This is a genomic window from Glutamicibacter sp. BS14 (genome assembly GCF_056934375.1).
Map to the genome: position 1 here is coordinate 3061258 of NZ_CM167801.1, position 22382 is coordinate 3083639.

Consider the following 22382-nt stretch of genomic DNA (forward strand, 5'->3'; position numbering starts at 1 on the left):
CAATGGCCGACCGTCTCGTACCTGTGGACGAAGAATATCGGATGCCCGCTCCACTGGAAATCCGACATCAGCGACAGGCTGACTACGTTGGTTTGCTTGATTCGAAGTCGCCCATGAATGGCGTCCAAATACTGAAAACTGATTCCGGCGAATCGCTTCAGATTGTGTCTCATTCCCCGAATGGTGACTTCACAGCTCACCTGATGGAGGGAAATACCGCAACGTCCGGGCGCGACGACTACCGCATAGTCGGCGACGTCTACGCCGGAAAGCTTCCAGCTAAAGAAGTGACTTACAGCGCCCTCACCACTACTGGGACGTTCGTCGCAACAAGTGAACAGTATGGGTACACGACACAGGTCGGCGCAAAATGGTCGGTGCTCGTAAACGTTCCGTTCAAGGGCGCAGAGATCAGAGTGCATCCATATAAGGACAACCGTGGCGGGATCTGGCGCTACAGTATCGGAGGGCAAGTCACAGAGTTCTCCACATACTCAGCTTCAGCTTCGCGTGAAACTAATGGCCAGTTGGTATCCTCACCGGAGGTGTCTGCGGGCAGCCAGCTGCTAACCGCGGAGTTCATTGGTGCGGACCCGGCGAATCCTCCGATCGGCGGCACAGCGCGAGGTTGGCTGGCACGCACGCCCGGAACCGACCAGTATCCAGGCCAATACGCGCTCATTCAGTACCCGGACATTTCTGGTGGTTGGGTACAAGGAACGAAGCAGGGTATAGAGTCGAACCGCGAATTTGCGTGGTGGATCAAGCGGGCTGCCACAGAGCAGACCGCTCGTTGGGTCCCGTACCATACCGCTCAAACGGCTTTCAACGCTGAAGCCCCAAGGTTCTACGACGGCAACCGGGAACTGAGCATCAGTTGGTTGCAGGTCGGCCAGCCATACGACGCAACGGGGCCAGTGAGCATCGTCCAGCATGTCTACGGCAGAAACCCTGACGAGCCCAGCGTGAACCTGTTGGATATTTGGACTACAACCACGATCCACCCCTCTGGACGGATGACGATCGAAGGCAAGATTCGCGTGAACTTCGATATCCAAGTAACGAACACGTACGTATTGATGAATCCGGTCAATTCAGCAGTTTTCGACACAGTTATTTCCCCGATTGGAAACTCGTACCCAAACACAGTTGCGCAGGAGGGAACTAATACCAACCTTCCCGAATCGGACTGGGGCACGTCATGGGCGTTCCTCTCGTCGGCTTCACCGGATAGCGTAGCTGCGTTCCGCTACAACAACCCGGCTGAAACAACTCGCCGGGGCCAGCCGGGGAAGAATCCGGAAGGGACACGGGCGTGGTTGGAGCACAGGGCAGGCGGGCAGATCCTCAAGCACTACCAAAAGCTGTGGGCAACTAACGAAGTAGTCCCCGCCGGAACCATTCATCGATTCAGCGGGGACTACATCCATCAATTGCGGCCGAACGCTTACCAGGAGTTTTCAACCTAGGAGCGAATGTCCTCAGAGCAATGCTTCTGGTCGGGGTCGCCGTTTGGATAAACGGCGGCTCCGCATGTGCAGCGACGCATACCTACATCGAACAATTCATCATCCGAAAGATCACTAAAACTGTTGGTGCTCACCGTAAAAATCCTGTCACTCATTTTCAACTTGCTAACATCTAACTATAAGACGATGAAAAGGGAGCATGAGTGGATTATCTAACGAGGATACGAGAACGTGGCGCTGGGCAAGAACGAGGAGTGCCCTCGTACCTACACGACAAAATCAAAGGCCGAGAGTTCGTAGAACGCATTGGAGGCCCAGTTCCAAAACTACTTGCTACGTATACCTCGGCTGATGACATTCGTCTAGACGAACTTCCTGACACGTTCGTACTGAAGCCAACGTTCTCTTCATCGTCATTCGGCGTTATGGTTCTGGAACGAAAAGAGGAGGGTTATCACGATCATCTTCGACACCGAGATCTCACAGCCGAGCAAATTGTTGCTGAGCAGACCGAGCTATCTGAGAAGACTCCAAGGGCCAAGCACGAGTGGATAGTCGAAGAGAGAATTGTTGACCCTCAAGGGAATCCCGTTCCGGACGATTATAAATTCTTTACTTTCCAGGGTGAGATAGGTCTAATCCACAGAACGATTCGCGATCCCAAAAAGAACAAACATGCATTCTTCGACGGAAATTTCGAACCAATCGTTGACCCTGAAGATCGACTAATCGAAGTCAACACCAAGATCATTGAACGAATTGTGGAGCCACGCCCGGATAACTGGAAAAGCATGCTGAATATCGCCAAGCGAATATCTGTGGCTGTTCCGTCTCCATTCGTTCGCGTGGACATGTACGACACCTTGAATGGTCCGGTCTTTGGAGAATTCACACTCGTTCCGGGAACGTTCTACTATGAAGACCGCGAAAAGATGCATGCTCCACTGTCCTATAGGATGGGATATCTGTGGGAGCAAGCTGAAAACCAACTTCGATAAATTCAGAATGCATAAAGGCCTTCACCTTCGCGGGTGAGGGCCTTTGTCATACCCGAAACCTTTAGGAGGCTCCATGCCGACTCATGTTTTTCAGCCGTCCCGCAACCCGCCGAGGGGGTGTGCATGCCGGTGATTCCAGAGTTCCTGGGTGGGCCGAATGGGTGGCTCGGTTATACAGCGGTCGTGATCCTGTTGATCGCGTTTTTCTGGAAGCCAGTAAGGGTTATCTACTCAAGACTGAAAGAGTTTGCGGCGTTCCTCGACCAATGGAACGGGAAAGCTGAGAAGAAAGACCGCTCTGGCCAGATCGTGCAACATGCCGAACCTGGCGTTTCGGCCCGCATTCTCACCTTGGAAGAGAAGACTGAGCGAATCCACCATGAGGTGACACCAAACCATGGGGGTTCGATCAAGGACGCAGTGAAACGCATTGAAGAACGAGGGAATGAAACCGCATACAAGCTCGCTGAGACGACCGAGAAGCTCGATGAACATATCGTCATCGCTAAGGATTCCGACAAGGCCCAGGAACGACTCATTGCCGATATAGGAAAGTTGAAATCGAAATACGCGCCAGAAAAGTGATACTCACGCAGTAGGGGATTACTTTAAGTAACGTTCAGCAAGTTGCTCGATAATTGGTTGAATACTAGTTCTCGTGAAATCGGCAACATCTGACGCTGGAACAGCCCAAGTCAATAGAGCTACAAGAAACGAAAGTAGGTTCAGGATCCGACCGCGACGGTCTGATTTGCCGAGTTGATCGGTGAGATCCGCCGTGATTCTGGATTGTTCCTGAATAAAGCTTGCCAGCGTTGAATCAATTTTCCCTACTTTATCAGTCAACTGCTCAATTGCTTCAAATAGTTGATCGTTAGTTGCGGCCAGTTCCGCCTGTGCTTTTGTGTTCTTGACGGCGTCACGTAGTCCAGCTAGAACGTCTTTCGTCCAGGTCGGAGCTTGTAAAACCTGAATGTAATCCGGGCCGACATTGAAAGTACCTTCGATGGTTTTCGATGGCTTTCCGCAAATTGGACAGGATTCGATATTCCCACTTAGAGTGAGTCCGTTTATGGTGCCGCCAACTAGCCGACTAGGGAATGTTCCGTGGTCGGGGCACAAAGCAACTATTTGATTCATAGGAACAATCTCACCACATTATTCGAATCCAGAGCCAGAATACGCGACTCTCTCGTACTCACCCAGACACGAACGGTGTCTGGGTTTTTCTATGCCCGAAAGGAACGCATCATGTCGGACCGTAACCCGATGGAAGCCATCGACCAGGACAACTACGAGGACCCGAACCCCGAGGAGATCACTGACCCGGACCACCCGGACTACGTGGCGCCGGCCGAGGGCATCAAGCCGCTAGGAGGCAAGTAAGCATGGCGATCTACCGAGGCTACGCAGGCGCCAAAACCTGCACCCAGGGCCCGACCACCGGTGCGAAGGGCGCCATGTCCTGGTTCCTGGCCAAGTACAAGGAGCAGGGCGGCCGAAACTCAGGCATTTACAACTGTCGGCCAGTGCGCGGTTCTAAGCGCACGACCTCGCTGCACGGCGAAGGTCGTGCTTTCGACCTTGGTCTGCGCTGGTTCGACAAGATCGAGGTGTTCCAGGAGCTGGCCGAGCAGCTGCGTCTGAACTCCAAGGAACTGGGCATCCAGTGCATCATCTTCAACCGCAAGATCTTCTCCGGTGGCTACAAGTACACCGGCTGGTACAAGTACACGGGCGTGAACCCGCACACCGATCACCTGCATGTTGAGTTCTCCTGGACGGCTGCTAACCGCAGCGTCGAGGACACCGTGGCCTTGTGGGAGAACGAACTGGGCGGCAAGGTCACCGGTGAGACGGTGCCTGTGGCTTCGCGTCCGAAGGTCGAGGATCAGTCGCCGACCAACGTTCCGAACGGTTCCACGAACTTCCCGGACAACTACGCCGATCTGAAGATCAACGGCAACTTCCTGTCCTGGGAGGTCGGCGCGCTGCAGATCCTTCTGGAGAACGTCGTGAACGGTCTCAACAAGCAGTGGGATGGCAAGTTCGAGAAGCTGACCATCACCGACACCATGACGCTCATGCAGCGCAACGGCTACTACCTCAAGACCCCGTTCGCCGCCCGTGGTGCCAAGAAGGGCACCCCGCTCAAGAAGGACGGCAAGGCCGGCTACTGGTTCTGGGTCGAGTTCCAGCGCATGCTGGCCGACGACCTGGGACACCGCGGCAAGGGCTACTACGACACCCGCAAGTGGCGCCTCGACGGTAAGCCGTTGAAGGAAACCGGCAAGGCCATCCAGCGATGGCTCAACGACAACAACTAGGAGACACCATGGCTAAGCATGCAGCCGTCACCACCCAGTCCCAGCACCCCTGGCGAGCTACCGTCCGCACGATCCTCGCGGTCATCGTCGCTCTCGCGGGCATGGCCCCCTCGATCTACACCGCGGCCACGATGGGCAGTCCAGAGGCTGCCACCGGAGCCGCTGCGCTGGCACTGGGTATCGCTGCGGCGATCACCCGCATACTGGCTCTGCCCGGTGTGGAGGCGTTCTTCCAGCGCTTCCTGCCGTGGCTGGCAGCAGGCACCAAGACCGACGAACCACCCGCAGGCAATGTCGAAGGCACCGTGCCCCTGGACGAATAGACAGAACCGCCCCATCCTCATAGCGAGGGTGGGGCGGATTTCTGCGTTAAGGCACAATTAGGTTATGACTGAACGGGATCCGCGTTTCGAGCGTATGAGCCGGTACGAACCAAGGCGCAGACCGTACGTGCAAGTTACCTGTCCAGACCTAGGGAAGTACCATGCGCGGGTTATCGGCTGGATCCCAGGGGAAGTGTTCATTGAGTATCCGATCAAAATTCTCGACTACGTAACCACCGGACAACTAGAAGTCATGTGGGTGCCCACTGCTGCTGCCGTCCGCATCCGACGGTCAGACAGTATTTGGCTCTCAACCGAAGACGACCACGGCTGGCACCAGACAGAGGACGAGAGAATCAAATACCGGGCAGACCCATGGACCGTCTACCAACAAGAAGCCCGATAGAATTCGCGTTGTGGAAGTAAAAGTGAACTACCTGCAAGACGGCGAACCCGGCGCCGTGTCAGTCATCGGTGATGACTACGAAACAGCCCGAGACCAAGCTTTCGACCTAGTACCCAAAGCTGCCGTGTGCCTTAGCATCATGGTGGACCGTTCGCACGGGGGCAGTAACCAGTAGCAATCGGGGCATACTCATGAGTGTAATCATGACCCATCCGGGCACGTCGCCTCTGCTATCCCTGAGTTTCGGGGAAACCTTACGAAAGAGTAGTTCACCGGTTGCAGTGATTTGCAATACCAGTTTGAGCATCATTTCTTGTATGTGATTCATGACGGCCCTTCTAACTTGCTAAAGGATTTCAAAGTGGGAGATTCAAGCTTTTCTATGCTCCGATCAATAACTCATCTCCAATAACGCCAGACCGGGGAATACGGCGAAATCGATCGTGAGAGGAAGAATTCCGAACACGACCGGTACCAGCATGGAAATCTCGCGTTTTCCTGCAACTTCCATAAGTTCTCGTTTGGACGCATCGCGGACATCTTGTGCTTGGTCTCTGAGCACTTGAGCCAATGGTGTGCCTCGCTCTGTTGCAACAACGATTGCATCGACAAATCGCGTCATGGCTCCAACTTGCATCCGGTCGGACATATTCTGCATCGCTTGGACCATCGGTGTGCCTGCGTGAATGTCGTTCAAAGTCTTGGTGAATTCGTCACCGATCACCCCGTGGCAGATTCGTGAAATTCTTTCGATGGCCCCGGTGGTTGATTCGCCTGCGCCGACAGTTAGCGCCAGCACTTCGGCCACGGTTGGAAACTGAGTCAATATTTTCCTGGCCCGCCGATGGATCTGTTCGCCAAGCCACCAACCACGCAATGCATAGCCAACAATCCCGAAACCAATAACGACTAGCACCGATAGGATCAAAGAGACATGATACTGAACGGCGGCAAAGGCCATGAGCGCAGATCCTGCTACTAGGCCTGCCAGAGCATAAACAATTTCTTGAGACCGGTAGTCAATTACGCTCATGTCCAATCCGGCAGCGTTCAGACGCTTCCGAAGAGTACTTGCCGAAGGACTGTGTAGGCTAGCCAGCTTCTTGATTTGCAGCAACATGGGGGCAGCGAGTTGGCCTAAAGCCGAGTGCCCGGAGTCAGAGTGCCATGAGTCTTCCAGCATGCGTGAGCTTCGAACGCCAACGCGAACATGGGGCGCAATACGATCAGCGAAGGCCATTCTTCGCCAGCCCGGCAGGTTCACAAAGACCAGCCCAAGGCCTATGCCAAGTCCCAAACCGCAAAGCGCCGCCCACGGTGTATAGCTGTTCATGCCAGGACTCGTTCTTTTACTGGCAAGGTGCCCAGCCGGAGCATGATTCGATAGCAAACGAGGGAAACCAGCATGCCCAGGCATAGCACTATCACTCCCCCGAACGTCATATATGCATCCTTCGCAGCTTCCTGGGTGCCCAAGACCAACAGCAAGATCCATGGCGCGGCGACTGCCAAACGCGCTGCCGAGACAATCCATGATTGGCGGGCAGCGAGTTCCCCTCGTGTTCTCACGTCATCGCGCAAGAATGCCGACAAAGTTGTGAGCGTATGCCCCAAGTCGGTGCCCCCGACTTCACGCGTAATCCGCAATGTCGTGAGAATCTTGTCGGCTACCGGGTCTGCCAAGCGTTCGCCCAGCTGGTCCAGCGCCACGGAGAAGTTCGCTGTGGCTCGATAGTCCAATGCGAAATCCCGAAATAGCGGACGCAATACCTGCGGGCCGACGACAGCCAATTGGCTCAATGCTTCGGGAAGAGATAGGCCCGCCCGGATGGCACTTCGCAAGTGATCAACCACCTCTGGCCATTGTTCTTGCAATGTTGTGCGGCGCTTGGTGGCTTGATGGCGCAGGTAGACCCATGGTGCGAATGAACCGAAGATGCTAAACACCAAGGCGAAGAGCCACGAAGCGGTGAGTCCCAACGTCACCAACGCGGAAGTCAGCCCGCAGACCAGGCAAATCACGATGAATTTTGCCGGAGCCAGATTGCTCATTCCTGCATGCAAAAGAGCATTCTTGATGGCCGAGCTACGTTTGGGCGATTTTGCCCACGGGGCGAAGAGCAACCAGTCAACCATGAGGGCAATGCCTAGCCCGCCAAGGAGAGCAAAGAAAGCAACCACCGCTACACCGCCATCAATTCGGCAATATTGATTCCAGCGACATCAAACTTTTCATGGGACCAATCGGCTCCCCGAGCCGGCAGCAGGCGATCGGCTTGCCGCTCGAATAGCGTCGAGGACTCAATTTGCCCTTCCTCCACGCGGTTGCGCACGCTGAGAATCTCGTTGACATAGCGATGGCCCTGTGGACTCCGCACGCAATGAACCACAAGGTCAATGCATGCAGCCACGGTCTTGATGGTGAAGTCGCTGGTGATATTTGGTCCTGCAAGCAACGGCAAAGTGCAAATTTTTGTGATAGCGTCGCGGGCAGAATTCGCATGCAAGGTACATAGCCCCGCGATTCCCGAGTTCAGGGCAATGAGCATATCCAAGGACTCTGCTTCGCGGACCTCGCCGATAATGATCCGTTCCGGGCGCATGCGCAAGGCCTCCTTGACCAGCCGGCGCATCGTGATTTCACCGGTGCCTTCAAGATTGGCGAAGCGAGTTTGCATGGCAACGACATCTCTTAGTGAAAGATTCAGCTCAAAGATTTCCTCGATGGTGATAATGCGTTCCCTGGGGCCGATCGCTGATGCCAGACAGTTGAGCATTGTCGTTTTGCCGGCTTGTGTAGGGCCAGTAACGATGACATTCAGACCGGCACTGATCGCCGTAGAAAGGAACCTCGCTGCTTGTTCGCTCAAGGCTCCCAGCTCAACTAGATCTTCAAGTTTTCCCGCGCGAGCAATGAACTTACGAATGTTGATGGCCCAATGCTCATGGGTGATGTCTGGAATCACGACGTGAAGACGAGACCCATCAGGCAATTGGCAGTCGACGAATGGCTGGGAAAGGTCCAGACGCCTGCCCGACGTTTTGAGCATGCGTTCTACTAGAGCCGCGATTTCTGCCGATTCCATGCGTATGTGGGTCAGTTCGCTTTGGCCACCTCTGGCGCAAAATACTTGATGTGGAGAATTTACCCAGATCTCTTCAACAGAAGGATCATCCAATAAGGGTTGCAGCGCTCCGAACCCGGCCACATTATCGAATACTGAACGTTGGGCGGCCTCTAGCGATCCAAGTGAAGGCACGGCGCCAAGCAATGCGCGTTCGTCGTAGTCGCGAATGACCTCTTCAATAAGTGATCGGATCATCGCTGGCTGCTTTGCCGGGTCCAATCCACGCCGGCGAACCAGCTCGCGTACTTCGTCTTCGACAATGGACAGCGCATCCACGACTGACTCCTTTGGCTTCCCTACTGGAGGATCCCGATCTCGGGGACTATCGGCGAGCGCGTCGTCGGTGCAGCATACCTATTCGTATGACAAGGGATGCTATCTGCAGCAGAGACCGCTTTCAAGAGGTTCCCGAAGTTGTGGATAGTTCTTGGTACTTTCTCCACACCAAGATTCTTATCTTCCAGCGCCGCCCTCAATGCTGGTTTAGATGGGAACGACAACATTCCATTACATTCAGGAGACCTCATGGTCCGCTATGAATTACTTCTGATTTCCCGAAAATTCCAGCATCCGCGGCAATTCGAACTTGTCATGTCCGGACGAATATCGGGCGAGCAGCTCGCCGCACTGCTGCAGCAGCATTTCCCGGGACAACGATGGTATTCGGGAATAACGCGGATAGAAGAGTTGGGGATCCTGCATGCGTCTGAACGTCTTCTGCTCAATGAATTGCCCCAACCTGTTCGCGCCACAAGCACCACAGCTTCGTGCCTCAAGTTATATGTAGTTCGCGGCCCCGACGCTGGTGCCTGGATTCCGCTCACAAAGGGAGAACATGTCATCGGCAGAACCGCCCCATTATGGTTAGAAGATCCGCTGGTGTCCCGGGTTCACGCGAAGTTATTCGTGACAACCCGGAGCTTGCGCCTGGTAGCCTGCTCTGAGCAGCAACTTGCCATGCCAGATGGCAGCCGCTGCGAGTCCGTGGAATTGGAACACGGATCGCGCTTCTTTCTGGGCAACACTGAATTCGCTGTCGGCGATCCATTAACCGCCCAATCCGGTCAATTGGTAACCCCCGAACAATTGGAAATCCAAGTACCTTCCAAGCCCGAGCTGTCCCGCTTAATTGCTCTGGTCCTCGCAGCATTCGTTCCGATCATCTCCGGCGTCTTGCTTGCCTTGGTTACCGGTTCGATGCTCTTTCTGATCTTGAGTGGCGTTTCGGCCCTTATGGGTATGGTGCCTGCCGGTCAACTGTTCGTGGAGCGTCGCGAATGGAAAAGGGAAATGGAAGTGCAACGAGCTTCCGCCATTATCGCGAGAAGTAAATATTCTCCGGCTCTCGGAGAATCGTTCGTAGCCGGACTGGATTCCGCTTCTTTGGGACTGTCGCATGCCCGGATACCACCACTGGTTTGGGGCGAGGGACTGTGGTCTCCGCAGGACACCTCTCGTTCTGATCCCACGGGGATCCGCAAAGTATTTCGTAGCCTCAGGAAGACGAAGTCGGACGCGCCCTGGTTCGGTCCAGTATTTTTCCCGAGTACCCCGAGCGTCTGGCAGCTGAATTCTGCACAAGGGCAAAGCGCTGGGGCTATTCTGGCCGCAGTACTTGCACGCTATCTCCCGGCCATACATTCCGGCCAGATACGGCTCGTGCTCGATCCCAGTGTCAGGTGTCTTCCGGCGTCGCTGCTTTTGGTGAGCAACGTTTCCGTGGCCCACCTGTCGATTCCCGAAGAATCGAGCTTCACCAGGAAAGAGGAAACCAACCTGGCGACGTTGTACGTCACTGCCCAGGAACCTCAACCTATTTCCGGCGCCCTGGTGCTGGGCGTTTCACCGGTGCTGGCCGAATCCGTGGAGAATTGGATTGTTCCAAGCCCCGTGTCCTCGCGTTTGCCCGACGAACGCTTAGTGCTGCAGAACCTAAGCACGCTGAGCCTTTCGCGGTTCGACAGGATGGTGCAGCAGTATGTGCAGCTGCAAAAGCAGGCAATAACCAAGAACGCAGAATCCATTGCATCCCCGTCACTAGCCGTACGGGCACATCTGGGCCTCGATGAACAGCAAGAGGACGTGTTCCTTGATCTTCATGAGGATGGTCCGCATGTACTGATTTGCGGCACTACAGGGTCAGGCAAGTCAGAAGCGCTCAGGCGCCTGATTGCTGATTTTGCCCGGAACTACCCGCCGACTCAGCTTGCCTTCGCACTTATTGATTTCAAGGGTGGAGCTGGACTAGGCGTCTATGCAGGTTTGCCCCATGTCCAGCTCTTCGCAAGCGACCTCGATGAGGCAGCGGCTCAGCGCACGTTGGAACAACTAGAACATGAGGTGCGGCGGCGCGAGGAGCTTCTGGCAGCACAAGGCTGCAGCGACATTGCGGAATATCAAGATCTCGACGAATCAGGCCCGATTCTGCCTCGCTTGCTGGTAGTCATTGACGAATTCCGTGTTTTCGTCGAAACGCTTCCTCAAGCCAGCGCCAGAATTGATCGTTTAGCTGCGGTGGGTCGAGCTCTAGGAATCCATCTGATTCTCAGCACGCAGCGTCCGGCTGGCGCTTTGACGGGACAAACCAAGGCGAACTTAAACACGACAATCGCATTGAGGGTAAACGACCCGGGTGAGTCCGTGGAACTGGTGGGCTCCACCGAGGTGTCCAAACTCCTCCACCCCGGACAGGCGATCATCAAGGGCGCTTCCAAGCCCACTAGGAACATGCAATTCCAGTTGGCCATCGAGCCGCCACTGCACGGCGAACTATTCGAGCGGAATCGTCAAGATCTCAGCCTTCGTCCGTTGTGCCGATTCGAAAAGAGCATCGCGTCAGTCGCTGGAGATCGCTTGCAAAACCATGCAGCAGAACTTTCCTCACAGTGGTCCACTTCGGAGCTCCCGGTATCTGGTTTTGCTCCAGCGTTGCCTCGGCCAGCAGAACCAACGCACTCGCCAGATACGTGGGATGGGAAGGAACGAGGAACGATTTACTGCGGCGTTGCAGATAATCTGCATTTGGCCCGGCTTGAACCTTTGATTCTTGACCCTGCCCGTTCACGATCAACATTGATCTGCGGCTTGCCAGAAGCCGGTGCCCGAACCCTGTTCGCTTCCCTCGCCCGTTCGCCCAGAAAAATACTTTGCTTCGGTCCGTCGCCGATCCCGGATGCCACTGAAAACGTCAAGGTTGTCACGGGTGAGGATCCCTATGGCTTTTTCGATGCTGTCGACTTCCTGGAATCCATGCCCAGTGATCCAGCATTGATCATTCTCGTTCATTCACTGGCCCAGTTGCAGTCCAATATCCACCCGCAACATTTCCAACGCCTGGACGAAGCACTCGGTACGATATTGCGTTTCGGCGGCCCGCAATCGCCTATGGTGATTTGTTCAGTTGACCGCGACCAAAACGCGTTGAAGTCCACCGGTCTTTGTACAGAGCAATGGTTCTTCCCATTCAACGCTACCGAGTCATTAAAGATGATGTGGCCCAAGATCCCGGCCTGTTCGCTTTTGCCGGGTCGAGGGGTCAAGCTGAGTTCGGGGCATCCTCCGCAGGTCTTCCAACTCACCGAAGTTCAATTAGCTGAAATCCCGGGAAGCACCTGGCCCGAAGTGCCTTCGGCTTGGCAGATGCCTTCAGGTTCTGCCCTTCAACCGGCAAACTTTCTGGGATACTCGCCCTTCGATGGTGAGGCGGTCCCTCGACCAGCAGGTCCGATGGTTGTTGTGCTGTGCCCCGATACGCAACAGCGTTGGCAGCTGACTGCCGTACTCGCTGTGCGTTGGAACTCCCCGCATATTTGCGGCCTACCGGACTTTGAACGGTTCGTACGTTCTCTCGAGGACGGCTCGTACCGTGTTCGGCAGGACTTGCTTTGCCTCTTCCTCGAAACCACCAATGACTCTCGGTTGCCACCGCTCTTGAACGCTCTGAATTCGAGGGGAATCGGTGTCGCGCTATTCGTTCCGCCGTCCAGCAGGATGGCCTTCGACCTGGGATTGAGCGCCAACGGGTTCGATGATCGCCAGGTAGTCGCTGTCGAAGCCCATCATCCGCAAGATCTTCAACCGATGAATTGGCAGCCAATCCATCAGGTGCCTCATCAAGGAGCCAAAGACTATTGGTGCGCGGTCATCTCCAAACGAGGCAAACCGCGGATGATTCATATTCCGTACGAATTATCTGCTGGCAATTCAGCGGTTTGGCCGGTCTCCGAGGAATGCGGTGGTCTTCGGCGCGAAGAGCATCACCACAGTGGTTCCGGCGACCACGATGGAAAGTACCGCCGCGGCCGTCACCATCGGGATATTGGAGCTCAGGAATGAAACAGAGAGGATGAGCTGGAATAGTTGCCAAACGACAATCGGAGCACGAGTGAACGCTTTTCCCTTGAAGAAGTTGACAGCTACCGAGCCTTGCCAAACGGCAAGAAGCAAGCACAGGGCCAGCATGAATAACTGCCCGCCCATATTGACTGTTCCGTTGGTGTCGAGGTTCAACATGTAGCTGATGGCGTACGCCAGAACAGCCAGGGCCTCAATTAGGACAAGCGCGGCAACCACGAAAACACTGGTTGGGCGGGACGAGATTGCATTTTCGTTGCTCACATCAACAATTTTCGTTGACCTTCTGCAGGAACTCAAACCGCAACAATTGACTTTTGCTGTTGCTCGCGCCACACCTCTGATAACTAGCGGATCCTAGTGCCAAATGCCATGTGAGAAAGCACTCAGGCATTCAGCAACATTTCGCTACCGTGACTCTTGTTTACTTCCGCGTTACATGAAAACCTTATGTGGTCGGTTAAACGAAGTGCCCGAATGGACTTCTCCGACCTTTCGAGACGCCAGATGTTAACCGCTAGGCAACCAGGATTTCATTTCACTCCTAGTTATTTTTTGCCTGTGTGTTGATTGTCGTTGGTGTTTCACACCCTCTCAGATTTCAAGGAGCATCAATAAGCATGGATTGGCGTAGCCGCGCGGCGTGTCTGGAAAAGGACCCGGAACTGTTTTTCCCAGTGGGAAACACCGGTCCGGCCCTGTTGCAGATCGAAGAGGCCAAGAGCGTCTGCCGTCGATGTGAAGTAACCGAAACCTGCCTGCAGTGGGCTATTGAGTCCGGCCAGGATGCAGGCGTCTGGGGTGGCATGAGCGAAGATGAGCGTCGTGCCTTGAAGCGTCGTGCAGCACGAGCTCGCCGCGCTTCCTAATTAAGCTGCGCTCGAGGTAATTCTCGCAACCCGAGACGCTATACGAAATCCGCCAGAGGTAAACACCACTGGCGGATTTCGAGTTTAAGCGACAAATTGTCAGCTCAGCTAGGTACATTAAAAGTAGTATTCATGTTCGAAAGGATCCGTTAGTGACTCTGGCCCGCTTCGCGTGCACCGTTCAGGCAGGTGCGACCGCAAAATGAGCCCGGCCCTGACCGACCCCAACCTGGGCAAGACGCTGGATGGTCGATACCGACTGGACCATCTGCTTGCCCTGGGTGGCATGTCACGCATCTACCGCAGCATGGACAAGCGCCTGCATCGAGCGGTTGTCGTGAAGATCCTGAACGACAACTTCTCCAGCGAGCATACAGTGCGTGAGCGATTCGAATCCGAAGCTGTCATCGCTGCGAATATCACTCATCCGAATGTGGTCTCCATCCGCGATCACAACGTGAGCGATAATCTGGTGTACCTCGTGATGGAGTATGTTCGAGGACGGAACCTCGAACAGGTCATTGAAGAACGCGGCCGCTTTACTCCGCGTCAGGCGCTAAGCGTCCTTGAACAAATTTGCCACGGTCTCAGCGCCGCGCACAGCGAGGGAATCATCCACCGGGATATGAAACCGGCAAATGTGCTGCTCTCCGATACCGGCGAAGTGAAAGTTACCGACTTCGGCTTGGCCCGTGCTGCCAGCGCCCATACCCAGTCAGCCACGCTCGTCGCCACGCTGTCCCATGTCTCCCCCGAACTAGTTTCAGGGGCACCAGCCGATTCGCGCAGCGACATCTACGCACTGGGCATCATGATCTACCAGATGCTGACTGGACAAGCACCGTATACCGAGACCAATGCCGCTGCATTAATGAAGCATCATCTGGACTCCCCCATGCCCATGCCCTCGGACTTGGTTCCGGGATTGGCCGAAGATCTCGATGAGTTGGTTCGATGGTGCACCGAGAAGGATCCAGAGAAGCGCCCGCAAGATGCTTCGCTGCTGCTGGAGGAGATCATCCAGATCCGCTCAACGCTCAACGATGCGCAACTGGACCTGGGCGCCGAGGACCTCGGCGGGATTGAAGATCTCACCCCGCAAACTATGGCGCAGATGCCCACTACGCTGCAGCAGCGTCTTGATGCGATGCAACGCGAGCGCGAAGATGAGCGTGAACAGCTATGGCTGAAGCGGAATACTGCTCAGCACGAGGACAGCTACGTTATCGATGATGCCCCCGCCGATCCTGACCAGACAACCGTCATTGCCGCGGTTGACGCCACCGAAGTCTTGGATCTTCGCGATGCGCAAGCCACACTGGCCCAGCCTCGTCCCACTGATCTTGCCGCTGATTCTGGCATAGCCGCAACGTCGGTGTACACCCGCGGCCGCGATCTGGAACCGGCCCACGAGAATGACGCCGATTCCGAAGCACCGCTGTCGGTACGTGGCCAAAAGCGTGCGCAGAAGCAGGCTGCAAGAAAGTGGCGCAAGGAAGCACAGGTACCCACCCACCGGTTGCGTCAGCCTCGCTCGGGTACGCAGAAGTTCGTCATCACCGTGATGTGGATCCTCATCGTGGCTCTGGTCGCAGGTGCCGGATGGTTCTTCGGCCGCGGCCCCGGAACCGTCATCCGCATCCCGTCATTGACCGGCATGCTTCAATCGCAGGCAGTCGCGCAAATGGATGGCCAAGGTGTTCCAGTTCGGGTAGGCACGACCTACAACGATGAGATTGCCATCGGCAGGGTGGTCGACTCGCAGCCGGGGACCGGCGAGAACATCATGAAGTTCCAGGGAATCGATCTGATCGTTTCGCAAGGCCCTCAGCTTTTTGCAGTTCCGGATTTCACCGGGAAAACCCTGGATCAGGCCACCAAGTTGCTCGATGAAATCGGTTTCGAAGATGTCCAGGAAGCCGAGGCCTACTCGGAATCGGTGACGAAGGGCGAGATTATCAGTTCCTCCCCTGCCGCCGGCAAGAAATTGCCGCGGAAGAACATCATCACCCTCACTGTTTCCAAGGGACATGCTCCGGTTCCTGTTCCTGCGGTCATTGGTCTTGGCAAGGATGCGGCCAAGGAAAAGCTTGAGTCCATGGGCTTGAAGCTGGAAACCGGTGAATCCGTCCATTCCACGACGACCGAAAAAGGCCTAGTCGCCGTCCAGGACCCGGCCCAGGGCACCGTTGCGTACGGCAGCACCGTGACAGTGAATCTCTCGGAAGGACCAGAATACGTCCAGATCCCATCCGTGCTCGGCATGGGCGTCGAGGAAGCACTCTCTGCACTGGAAGCCGCCGGCTTTTCCGTGAAGACGCACAATGTCTTTGGCGGTTTCAGCCAGACCGTTCGCATGCAGTCTCCATTGCACCAGCAAGCCGTGCGCGGCAGCGAGATCAGCATCTACGCCTTCTGAGGCCTGCGCCGTTCCCCAGGCATAAAAATAATCCGGTTCCCGCTGTCGGGAACCGGATTATTCTCTAGCTGCTAGCGGTTTCGGCTGCGGCTCTGCAGTGCCGAGGAGACCAGGAAGGCCATCTCCAGGGACTGGCGGTGGTTCAGGCGCGGGTCGCACAGCGACTCGTACAGCGAGTCGAAGTCTTCCTCGCGGATCGGATCCGCTCCGCCGAGGCACTCAGCCACATCGTCGCCGGTCATCTCCACATGCAGGCCGCCTGGGAAGGTGCCCAGCGCGTCGTGCACTTCGAAGAAGCCGCGGACTTCGTCCATGACATCTTCGAAGTTGCGGGTCTTGTAGCCGTTCTGGCTGGTGACCGTGTTGCCGTGCATTGGGTCCGTAACCCACAGCACCTGGGCGCCGGAGGCCGTGACCTTTTCGATCAGGTTTGGCAGCTTCTCGCGGATGTTCTTCGCACCCATGCGGGTGATGAAGGTCAGGCGTCCTGGTTCGCGGTTCGGATCGAGCTTTTCGATCAGCGCGAGGACATCTTCCGGATCCGAGTTCGGGCCCAGCTTCACGCCGATTGGGTTGCGCACGCGCGAGAGGAAGTCCACATGTGCGTGGTCCAGCTGACGGGTTCGTTCACCGATCCACAGGAAGTGGCCGGAGGTGTCGTACGGCAGGCCGGTCCGCGAATCGGTACGCGTCAACGCACGCTCGTAGTCCAGCAGCAGTGCTTCATGGGAGGCGAAGAACTCGGTGCGCTTGAGCGCCTCGAAGTCTGCACCGCAGGCATCCATGAAGCGGATGGCCGAGTCGATCTCGCCGGCCAGCTGCTCGTAGGCGGAGTGCGCCGGGTTGGCCATGAATCCGCTGTTCCACGAGTGCACGCTGCGCAGGTCTGCGAAGCCGCCCTGGGTGAACGCGCGGATCAGGTTCAGCGTGGCCGATGAGGTGTTGTAGGCCTGCACCATGCGCTTCGGATCGTGGGCACGGGAATCGGGTGTGAAGTCGAAGCCGTTGACGATGTCGCCGCGGAATGCCGGCAAAGTTACACCATCTCGGGTTTCGTCATTCGAGGAGCGCGGCTTGGCGAACTGGCCAGCCATGCGTCCCATCTTGATTACCGGCATCGAAGCGCCATAGGTCAGCACCACAGCCATCTGCAAGATGGTGCGAACTCGCGAGGAGATCTTGTCGGCGGTTGCATCGGCAAAGGTTTCGGCGCAGTCGCCGCCCTGCAGCAAGAAGGCCTTGCCCTGGGCTGCTGCGGCCAAGCGTTCGCGCAGTACGTCGACTTCGCCGGCAAATACCAGTGGCGGACGCGAACCCAATTCGTTGATGGAGGACTGATAGTCCTTGTGCTCACGCCAAGTCGGCTGCTGGGCAATTGGCAATTCACGCCACAAATCTAGTTGCGGATCGGTGGCGGGGCCGGCTACGGAGGAGCCTGGCAATGGGGTTCGGTTTTCTTCGCTCACCTTGCCCATTCTACGTGGCATCAGCTCAAAGGACCGCGACGAATGTAACAAGTCGCCGTAACACTGCGCATAGCGGCCTGCTACTTCTTTGGTTTGCGTGGAGCATAGATGTCGACGTAGCTCTGACCCGACAGGACATTGATTGCCTTGCGGATTTCGTCGGCGCAAGCGCGAAGCGTTTCAGGATTCGCGGACCTGCCGTTCAGGTGCTCGAAGGTCAGCGGCTTGCCGATCTTGATCCCGATCCGGCCCGGATGCGGCAGGCTTTGGCCGATGGGCTGGACCTTGTCGGTGCCAATCATTGCAATTGGTATCACCGGTGCACCGGTTTCCAGGGCGAGCTTTGCGACGCCGAGCTTGGCCCGGTACAACCGTCCATCCGGTGAACGGGTGCCTTCCGGATAGATGCCCAGCACCTGGCCCTGCGCCAGTGCGTTCTTGGCACTGGCCAGCGAAGCAGCCGATTTCTGCCCGCCTGAACGGTCCATGGGCAGCTGGTTGATATTGCGGAAGAACCACGCGGTGATCCGGCCCTTGATGCCCTTGCCGTTGAAGTACTCGTCCTTGGCCAGGAAGATCACGGTACGATCCAGCGCCGCTGGGAGGAACACCGAGTCGCTCACCGACAGGTGGTTGGAAGCCAAGATCGCCGCACCGGTTTCAGGCACATTGCCGATGCCCTGGATCTTGACGCGGAAGAAAATTCGTATTAGCGGCCGGACAGCGAAACGCTTGAGGAAGTCGTACAGCACAGCGGGAAAATTCCTTCTTCTAGTTGACCAGCTACGCGGGAAGAGAAACCGCGACCTTACTGGTCGAAGCGCACTCCGCACCCTTCAATTGTGCACTACGCTCGAAGGTGAAGGCAGAAATCCGGAGGGTTCACGATGAAACTTGATGCAGGCAATACTCCGCTGGACGAGCGCAAACGTCCATGTGCAGTACTTATGATCCACGGTTTTACCGGCTCCGCTGTTTCCATGCAGCCATGGGCGGATTCCTTGGAGCAGGCCGGATTCGACACGGACATTCCCCTTTTGCCCGGGCACGGAACGCAATGGCAGGACATGGTCGGTCGAGGTTATGGCCAGTGGATCCACGCTACCGAAGCGGCTTTTGACAGGCTCGCGCGCACGCACGAGCAGGTATTCGCCGCTGGCCTTTCCATGGGTGGCGCCCTGGCCCTGCATCTGGCGACCCGCCGCAATGTAGCCGGTGTTTCGCTGGTCAATCCGGGCCTGGTCGTGGACTCCCCCTTGTCCCCCTATACTCCTTGGCTCAAGCATGTAGTGCGCAGCGTTGCCCCTATCAGCAATGACATCGCCAAGCGCGGTGTCGATGAAGGGGCCTACCCGCGCACCCCGGTAGCAGCCGTAGCCGAACTCCGTTCGCTCTTTGCCCAGACCCGCCGGCGCTTGGAACTGGTGAACGCCCCGGTGCAGCTCTTCCGTTCCACCGTCGACAACGTAGTCTCAGAGCAGTCGGTGCGCGAGCTGGTCGAGGGCCTGAACTCAGGCACCCTGGCCGAGCACCACATGCTCTTGCACTCCAAGCACGTAGCCACACTGGACTACGATGCGGAGCAGATTTTCCACGAATCCGCTCGCTTCTTCGCGCAGCTGGCCGCCACGGAACAGAAGCGCAAGGAGGAGCGCGCATGAATCCGGAAGATGCCCATCCTTCAAACCAGAATGATCCGCAGTGGGATGAGCTAGTCGAGAATTTCCGTCAGCTTGATGCCTCGGCACCCCGCGAACCCAGCGCCGACGAGCGCGCGGCGAGACTGGAGAAGCTCTTCAACACCGGGCCTGCCGCGGTTCGCGGACCGCGCGACTATGTTGCTGAGCAGACCCCGGAAGAGTTCGTTCCAGAAGAACCCGCCGCGCTGGGTTCGGGTGATCCGATGCTGAACCTCGCCTGGGTTGGCGCCGCTGGCGGTCCGCTTGGGTTGCTGCTGTGCGTGGTGTTTTTCCGATCAGCTCCGGTGTTCATCTATTTCGGACTGGCACTCGCCGCCCTGCTCGGAATCGCCTACTTGCTCAAACGTCTTCCCACTGAACGCGATCCGGGAGATGATGGGGCTCAAGTATAGAAAACGGCTTTGAGTACACCACACGGTAGGTTACTCTATAGTAATAAAGATGTGATGCGGGTTACCCGCTATTGCTAATGGGGTCCCACAGAGTTTCAGGAGTTGAAGACCAGATGCGCGAATACAGCTCGCCAATTCGCATTCATTCGCCACAGCAGTCGAATATTACAGATCTGCTATTACGCCACGCGAATTCAGCGGCCAACCCGGCATTGTTCTCAAAGCCGGGAACCGACGGAACGTGGAATGATGTCACGGCATCGCAGTTCGCTGCCGACGCCCGGGCCATTGCGAAGGGGTTCATCGCCAATGGCATCGAAGCTGGCGACCGCATCGCGTTGATGGCCAAGACCCGCTACGAGTGGACGCTGGTTGACTTCGCCATCTGGTTCGCCGGCTGTGTCACTGTCCCCGTCTATGAAACTTCCTCCCCTAGCCAGGTTGCCTGGATCGTTTCCGATTCCGGTGCCAAGGCCGTCGTCGTTGAGGCCGCCGCCCAGGAAGCCGTGGTGCGCCGCGCCGCCCATCAGGAACAGCTCGACGGACTGGATCACGTCTGGCAGTTCGATGGCGGGCTGGAACAGCTCTCCGAAGATGGCCGGAACGTCGATGACCAGTTGCTCGAAGCCCGCCGTTCGGGCGCAGCATTGGATGACATCGCCACGATCATCTACACCTCGGGCACCACCGGCCGTCCCAAGGGCTGCGAGCTGACCCACGGCAACTTCGTGGAGCTGGCGGAGAACGCTGTGGCTACCTTGCCCGGCGCCGTTTACCCGGGCGCATCGACCATCATGTTCCTGCCGCTGGCTCACGTTTTCGCCCGCTTCATCTCGGTAGTCAACATTGCCGCTGGTTGCCGCACCGGGCACACCCCCGATGTCAAGCACCTGCTCGAGGACCTCCAGTCCTTCAAGCCGAACTTCATCCTCGCTGTGCCGCGCGTCTTCGAGAAGGTCTACAACTCGGCCATGCTCAAGGCTGAAGATAGCGGCAAGGGCAAGATCTTCCACGCCGGCGTTGACGTTGCAGTGGCATACTCCCGCGCCAAGCAGGAGGGCAAGGTTCCGCTGGTGCTGAACCTGAAGCACAAGCTCTTCGACGCCCTGCTCTACCAGAAACTGCGCACCGCGATGGGTGGCAACATCCGCCATGCGGTCTCCGGCGGAGGTCCGCTGGGCGAGCGCCTGGGCCACTTCTTCAACGGCATCGGGGTGACCATTCTGGAAGGCTACGGCCTGACTGAAACCACCGCACCGATCACGGTGAACACCCTGGACCGGATCAAGATCGGCACCGTAGGCAAGCCGCTGCCGGGCAACGCCGTGCGCATCGCCGCGGACGGAGAAATCCTCACCAAGGGCATTTGCGTGATGCGCGGCTACCGCAACCGTCCAGAGCTGCAGGATGAGACCTTCACCGATGGCTGGTTCCGCACCGGGGATATCGGCGAACTCGACGCCGACGGATTCCTGAGAATCACCGGGCGCAAGAAGGAAATCATCGTCACCGCCAGCGGCAAGAACGTGGTTCCTGCGCTGCTTGAGGACCAGATCCGCGCCGACGCGCTGGTTTCCCAGTGCGTGGTCATCGGCGAGGGCCGCTCGTTCATTGCGGCCCTGGTGACCTTGGATCCAGAAGCCCTGCCAGGTTGGCTGGCCCGTCACCAGATGGACCAGAACCTGTCGCTGGACGAGCTATCGACCCATCCAAAGGTGCTCGAAACCGTGCAGGCGGTCATCGACAAGGCCAACACCTCGGTATCCAAGGCCGAGGCGATCAAGTCCTTCCGCGTTGTGCCTGCTGACTTCACCGAGGAAACCGGTCATTTGACTCCCTCGATGAAGATCAAGCGTGCAGTAGTGCTCAAGGACTACGAGGCCGTGATCGAAGGCATCTACTCGGCGCCCAAGCCGACAGCATAGTCCAGCACTGCATTAGCCAGCTCCCACGATTCGCGAGCTGAGGCGGCCCAAGGCAACTTGAGGCCGCTTTGCTGTGTTCGGGCATAGTAGCTGCGCGGCAATACCACGCGGCTGAATGCCTGGGTGGCGTGATTCTGGTGCTCGTGGCCAAGCACCGCGTAGATCAGGTTCCCAGCCAGGTCCTTGCGGCCATTGGCCAGCAGCCATTCGACCAATTCCATGAGCCGGTCTTCCGAGTCGGCACTGGTATCGCCCACAACCACCAACACGTTGGTGGTTGTGAATTTCCCGTCCATCACCGATTGCACGCGCTGCGGTCCGGCCGTGGCCACCTGGGCCTTGCAATCCAATTCGCCGAATTGTTCGGCCAGGTGCTCTGCGATTTCGCAGAACGGAAGATGCGTGTCGAGGGTGAAGACCAGTACCGTGATCGGCTGGCCCTTGGATCCCAGCTCGGCAACCTGCTGCCTCAGCCGGGCGGGCACAGCCCCGGGCGTCATCTTGCTTGGGCGCATCACAGCTCCTTCTGCTTTGTGGTTCGCACGATTAGTTGGCAGAGCGCAGGGGCCCGCAACCTTGGTCACGAGCCCCCGTGCTCTGGGTACTG

General features: G+C 57.0%; 20 protein-coding genes. 13 read left to right on the forward strand and 7 right to left on the reverse strand.

Features of this window, described 5'->3' with window-relative positions; all coding sequences use genetic code 11:
• Positions 1–2 precede the first annotated feature (2 nt).
• The 3 genes from AC1Z36_RS14485 (at position 3) to AC1Z36_RS14495 (ending at position 3052) form a co-directional block, all read left to right on the forward strand.
• Positions 3–1469, forward strand: a complete 1467-nt coding sequence (locus tag AC1Z36_RS14485; protein ID WP_483561405.1) for a hypothetical protein — start codon at positions 3–5, stop codon at positions 1467–1469.
• A 203-nt stretch (positions 1470–1672) separates the two neighbouring features.
• Entirely contained in the window at positions 1673–2467 is a 795-nt protein-coding gene (locus tag AC1Z36_RS14490; RefSeq protein ID WP_483561406.1) for an ATP-grasp fold amidoligase family protein, read from the forward strand.
• 123 nt (positions 2468–2590) lie between these two features.
• The gene (locus AC1Z36_RS14495) at positions 2591–3052 is read left to right on the forward strand and encodes a hypothetical protein (RefSeq protein ID WP_402735806.1); all 462 of its coding nucleotides are present in this window, start codon (positions 2591–2593) and stop codon (positions 3050–3052) included.
• Positions 3053–3070: 18 nt separating this feature from the next.
• Here the strand turns inward: AC1Z36_RS14495 and AC1Z36_RS14500 are convergent, their stop codons facing one another.
• Positions 3071–3607: a hypothetical protein gene (locus AC1Z36_RS14500; protein WP_402735807.1), complete on the reverse strand. Its 537-nt coding sequence runs from the start codon at positions 3605–3607 to the stop codon at positions 3071–3073.
• Between the two features lie 111 nt (positions 3608–3718).
• Here AC1Z36_RS14500 and AC1Z36_RS14505 point away from each other — a divergent pair, with 111 nt between their 5' ends.
• The 4 genes from AC1Z36_RS14505 (at position 3719) to AC1Z36_RS14520 (ending at position 5698) form a co-directional block, all read left to right on the forward strand.
• Positions 3719–3853: a hypothetical protein gene (locus tag AC1Z36_RS14505; protein WP_402735808.1), complete on the forward strand. Its 135-nt coding sequence runs from the start codon at positions 3719–3721 to the stop codon at positions 3851–3853.
• Between the two features lie 2 nt (positions 3854–3855).
• The gene (locus AC1Z36_RS14510) at positions 3856–4794 is read left to right on the forward strand and encodes a VldE C-terminal domain-containing protein (RefSeq protein WP_483561407.1); all 939 of its coding nucleotides are present in this window, start codon (positions 3856–3858) and stop codon (positions 4792–4794) included.
• Positions 4795–4802: 8 nt separating this feature from the next.
• Complete coding sequence (locus AC1Z36_RS14515; protein ID WP_483561408.1) at positions 4803–5117, forward strand: hypothetical protein; 315 nt, start codon at positions 4803–4805, stop codon at positions 5115–5117.
• 416 nt (positions 5118–5533) lie between these two features.
• Entirely contained in the window at positions 5534–5698 is a 165-nt protein-coding gene (locus tag AC1Z36_RS14520; RefSeq protein WP_483561409.1) for a hypothetical protein, read from the forward strand.
• Positions 5699–5914: 216 nt separating this feature from the next.
• On the opposite strand, the gene AC1Z36_RS14525 is transcribed toward AC1Z36_RS14520, so the two are convergent.
• The 3 genes from AC1Z36_RS14525 to AC1Z36_RS14535 are packed head-to-tail and all read right to left on the reverse strand — an operon-like array spanning position 5915 to position 8927.
• Positions 5915–6856: a type II secretion system F family protein gene (locus AC1Z36_RS14525; protein WP_483561410.1), complete on the reverse strand. Its 942-nt coding sequence runs from the start codon at positions 6854–6856 to the stop codon at positions 5915–5917.
• Positions 6853–7704 (reverse strand): type II secretion system F family protein, encoded by an 852-nt coding sequence (locus AC1Z36_RS14530; RefSeq protein ID WP_483561411.1) that lies wholly within the window; start codon positions 7702–7704, stop codon positions 6853–6855. Before AC1Z36_RS14530 ends, AC1Z36_RS14525 begins: the two co-directional genes overlap by 4 nt.
• 2 nt (positions 7705–7706) lie before the next feature.
• On the reverse strand, positions 7707–8927 hold the full coding sequence (locus tag AC1Z36_RS14535; RefSeq protein ID WP_483561412.1) for a TadA family conjugal transfer-associated ATPase: 1221 nt from the start codon (positions 8925–8927) through the stop codon (positions 7707–7709).
• Between the two features lie 249 nt (positions 8928–9176).
• Here AC1Z36_RS14535 and AC1Z36_RS14540 point away from each other — a divergent pair, with 249 nt between their 5' ends.
• The 3 genes from AC1Z36_RS14540 to AC1Z36_RS14550 all read left to right on the forward strand — a co-directional run bounded on the left by AC1Z36_RS14540 (position 9177) and on the right by AC1Z36_RS14550 (position 16292).
• Positions 9177–12986: an FHA domain-containing protein gene (locus AC1Z36_RS14540; RefSeq protein WP_483561413.1), complete on the forward strand. Its 3810-nt coding sequence runs from the start codon at positions 9177–9179 to the stop codon at positions 12984–12986.
• Between the two features lie 638 nt (positions 12987–13624).
• Positions 13625–13873, forward strand: coding sequence for a WhiB family transcriptional regulator (locus tag AC1Z36_RS14545; RefSeq protein WP_013348560.1), 249 nt, complete (start codon positions 13625–13627; stop codon positions 13871–13873).
• A 202-nt stretch (positions 13874–14075) separates the two neighbouring features.
• Positions 14076–16292 (forward strand): Stk1 family PASTA domain-containing Ser/Thr kinase, encoded by a 2217-nt coding sequence (locus AC1Z36_RS14550; protein WP_105659068.1) that lies wholly within the window; start codon positions 14076–14078, stop codon positions 16290–16292.
• Positions 16293–16363: 71 nt separating this feature from the next.
• Here AC1Z36_RS14550 and AC1Z36_RS14555 read toward each other — a convergent pair whose 3' ends face one another.
• Positions 16364–17767, reverse strand: coding sequence for a class II 3-deoxy-7-phosphoheptulonate synthase (locus tag AC1Z36_RS14555; RefSeq protein ID WP_105659067.1), 1404 nt, complete (start codon positions 17765–17767; stop codon positions 16364–16366).
• Positions 17768–17838: 71 nt separating this feature from the next.
• Positions 17839–18510 carry a lysophospholipid acyltransferase family protein gene (locus AC1Z36_RS14560; RefSeq protein WP_105659066.1) on the reverse strand — a complete coding sequence of 224 codons (672 nt, stop codon included), beginning with the start codon at positions 18508–18510 and terminating at the stop codon, positions 17839–17841.
• Positions 18511–18645: 135 nt separating this feature from the next.
• On the opposite strand from AC1Z36_RS14560, the gene AC1Z36_RS14565 reads away from it, so the two are divergent.
• From AC1Z36_RS14565 to AC1Z36_RS14575, 3 genes are all read left to right on the forward strand, one after another.
• Entirely contained in the window at positions 18646–19419 is a 774-nt protein-coding gene (locus AC1Z36_RS14565) for an alpha/beta hydrolase (protein ID WP_105659065.1), read from the forward strand.
• Positions 19416–19850: a hypothetical protein gene (locus tag AC1Z36_RS14570; RefSeq protein WP_105659064.1), complete on the forward strand. Its 435-nt coding sequence runs from the start codon at positions 19416–19418 to the stop codon at positions 19848–19850. The genes AC1Z36_RS14565 and AC1Z36_RS14570 overlap by 4 nt, the downstream gene beginning before the upstream one ends.
• Before the next feature lie 113 nt (positions 19851–19963).
• The gene (locus AC1Z36_RS14575; RefSeq protein WP_105659063.1) at positions 19964–21775 is read left to right on the forward strand and encodes an AMP-dependent synthetase/ligase; all 1812 of its coding nucleotides are present in this window, start codon (positions 19964–19966) and stop codon (positions 21773–21775) included.
• On the opposite strand, the gene AC1Z36_RS14580 is transcribed toward AC1Z36_RS14575, so the two are convergent.
• Complete coding sequence (locus AC1Z36_RS14580; RefSeq protein WP_332487293.1) at positions 21748–22290, reverse strand: hypothetical protein; 543 nt, start codon at positions 22288–22290, stop codon at positions 21748–21750. The two genes, AC1Z36_RS14575 and AC1Z36_RS14580, sit on opposite strands and share 28 nt — an antisense overlap.
• Positions 22291–22382: the final 92 nt, after the last annotated feature.

What these genes read in the sequence shown, in the direction of transcription:
- AC1Z36_RS14515 (WP_483561408.1), top strand. Translation starts at nt 4,803, where the DNA reads ATGGCTAAGCATGCAGCCGTCACCACCCAGTCCCAGCACCCCTGGCGA.
- AC1Z36_RS14525 (WP_483561410.1), bottom strand. Translation starts at nt 6,856, where the DNA reads ATGAACAGCTATACACCGTGGGCGGCGCTTTGCGGTTTGGGACTTGGC.
- AC1Z36_RS14500 (WP_402735807.1), bottom strand. Translation starts at nt 3,607, where the DNA reads ATGAATCAAATAGTTGCTTTGTGCCCCGACCACGGAACATTCCCTAGT.
- AC1Z36_RS14565 (WP_105659065.1), top strand. Translation starts at nt 18,646, where the DNA reads ATGAAACTTGATGCAGGCAATACTCCGCTGGACGAGCGCAAACGTCCA.
- AC1Z36_RS14555 (WP_105659067.1), bottom strand. Translation starts at nt 17,767, where the DNA reads ATGGGCAAGGTGAGCGAAGAAAACCGAACCCCATTGCCAGGCTCCTCC.
- AC1Z36_RS14580 (WP_332487293.1), bottom strand. Translation starts at nt 22,290, where the DNA reads ATGCGCCCAAGCAAGATGACGCCCGGGGCTGTGCCCGCCCGGCTGAGG.
- AC1Z36_RS14545 (WP_013348560.1), top strand. Translation starts at nt 13,625, where the DNA reads ATGGATTGGCGTAGCCGCGCGGCGTGTCTGGAAAAGGACCCGGAACTG.
- AC1Z36_RS14505 (WP_402735808.1), top strand. Translation starts at nt 3,719, where the DNA reads ATGTCGGACCGTAACCCGATGGAAGCCATCGACCAGGACAACTACGAG.
- AC1Z36_RS14540 (WP_483561413.1), top strand. Translation starts at nt 9,177, where the DNA reads ATGGTCCGCTATGAATTACTTCTGATTTCCCGAAAATTCCAGCATCCG.
- AC1Z36_RS14495 (WP_402735806.1), top strand. Translation starts at nt 2,591, where the DNA reads ATGCCGGTGATTCCAGAGTTCCTGGGTGGGCCGAATGGGTGGCTCGGT.
- AC1Z36_RS14510 (WP_483561407.1), top strand. Translation starts at nt 3,856, where the DNA reads ATGGCGATCTACCGAGGCTACGCAGGCGCCAAAACCTGCACCCAGGGC.
- AC1Z36_RS14575 (WP_105659063.1), top strand. Translation starts at nt 19,964, where the DNA reads ATGCGCGAATACAGCTCGCCAATTCGCATTCATTCGCCACAGCAGTCG.
- AC1Z36_RS14485 (WP_483561405.1), top strand. Translation starts at nt 3, where the DNA reads ATGGCCGACCGTCTCGTACCTGTGGACGAAGAATATCGGATGCCCGCT.
- AC1Z36_RS14550 (WP_105659068.1), top strand. Translation starts at nt 14,076, where the DNA reads ATGAGCCCGGCCCTGACCGACCCCAACCTGGGCAAGACGCTGGATGGT.
- AC1Z36_RS14570 (WP_105659064.1), top strand. Translation starts at nt 19,416, where the DNA reads ATGAATCCGGAAGATGCCCATCCTTCAAACCAGAATGATCCGCAGTGG.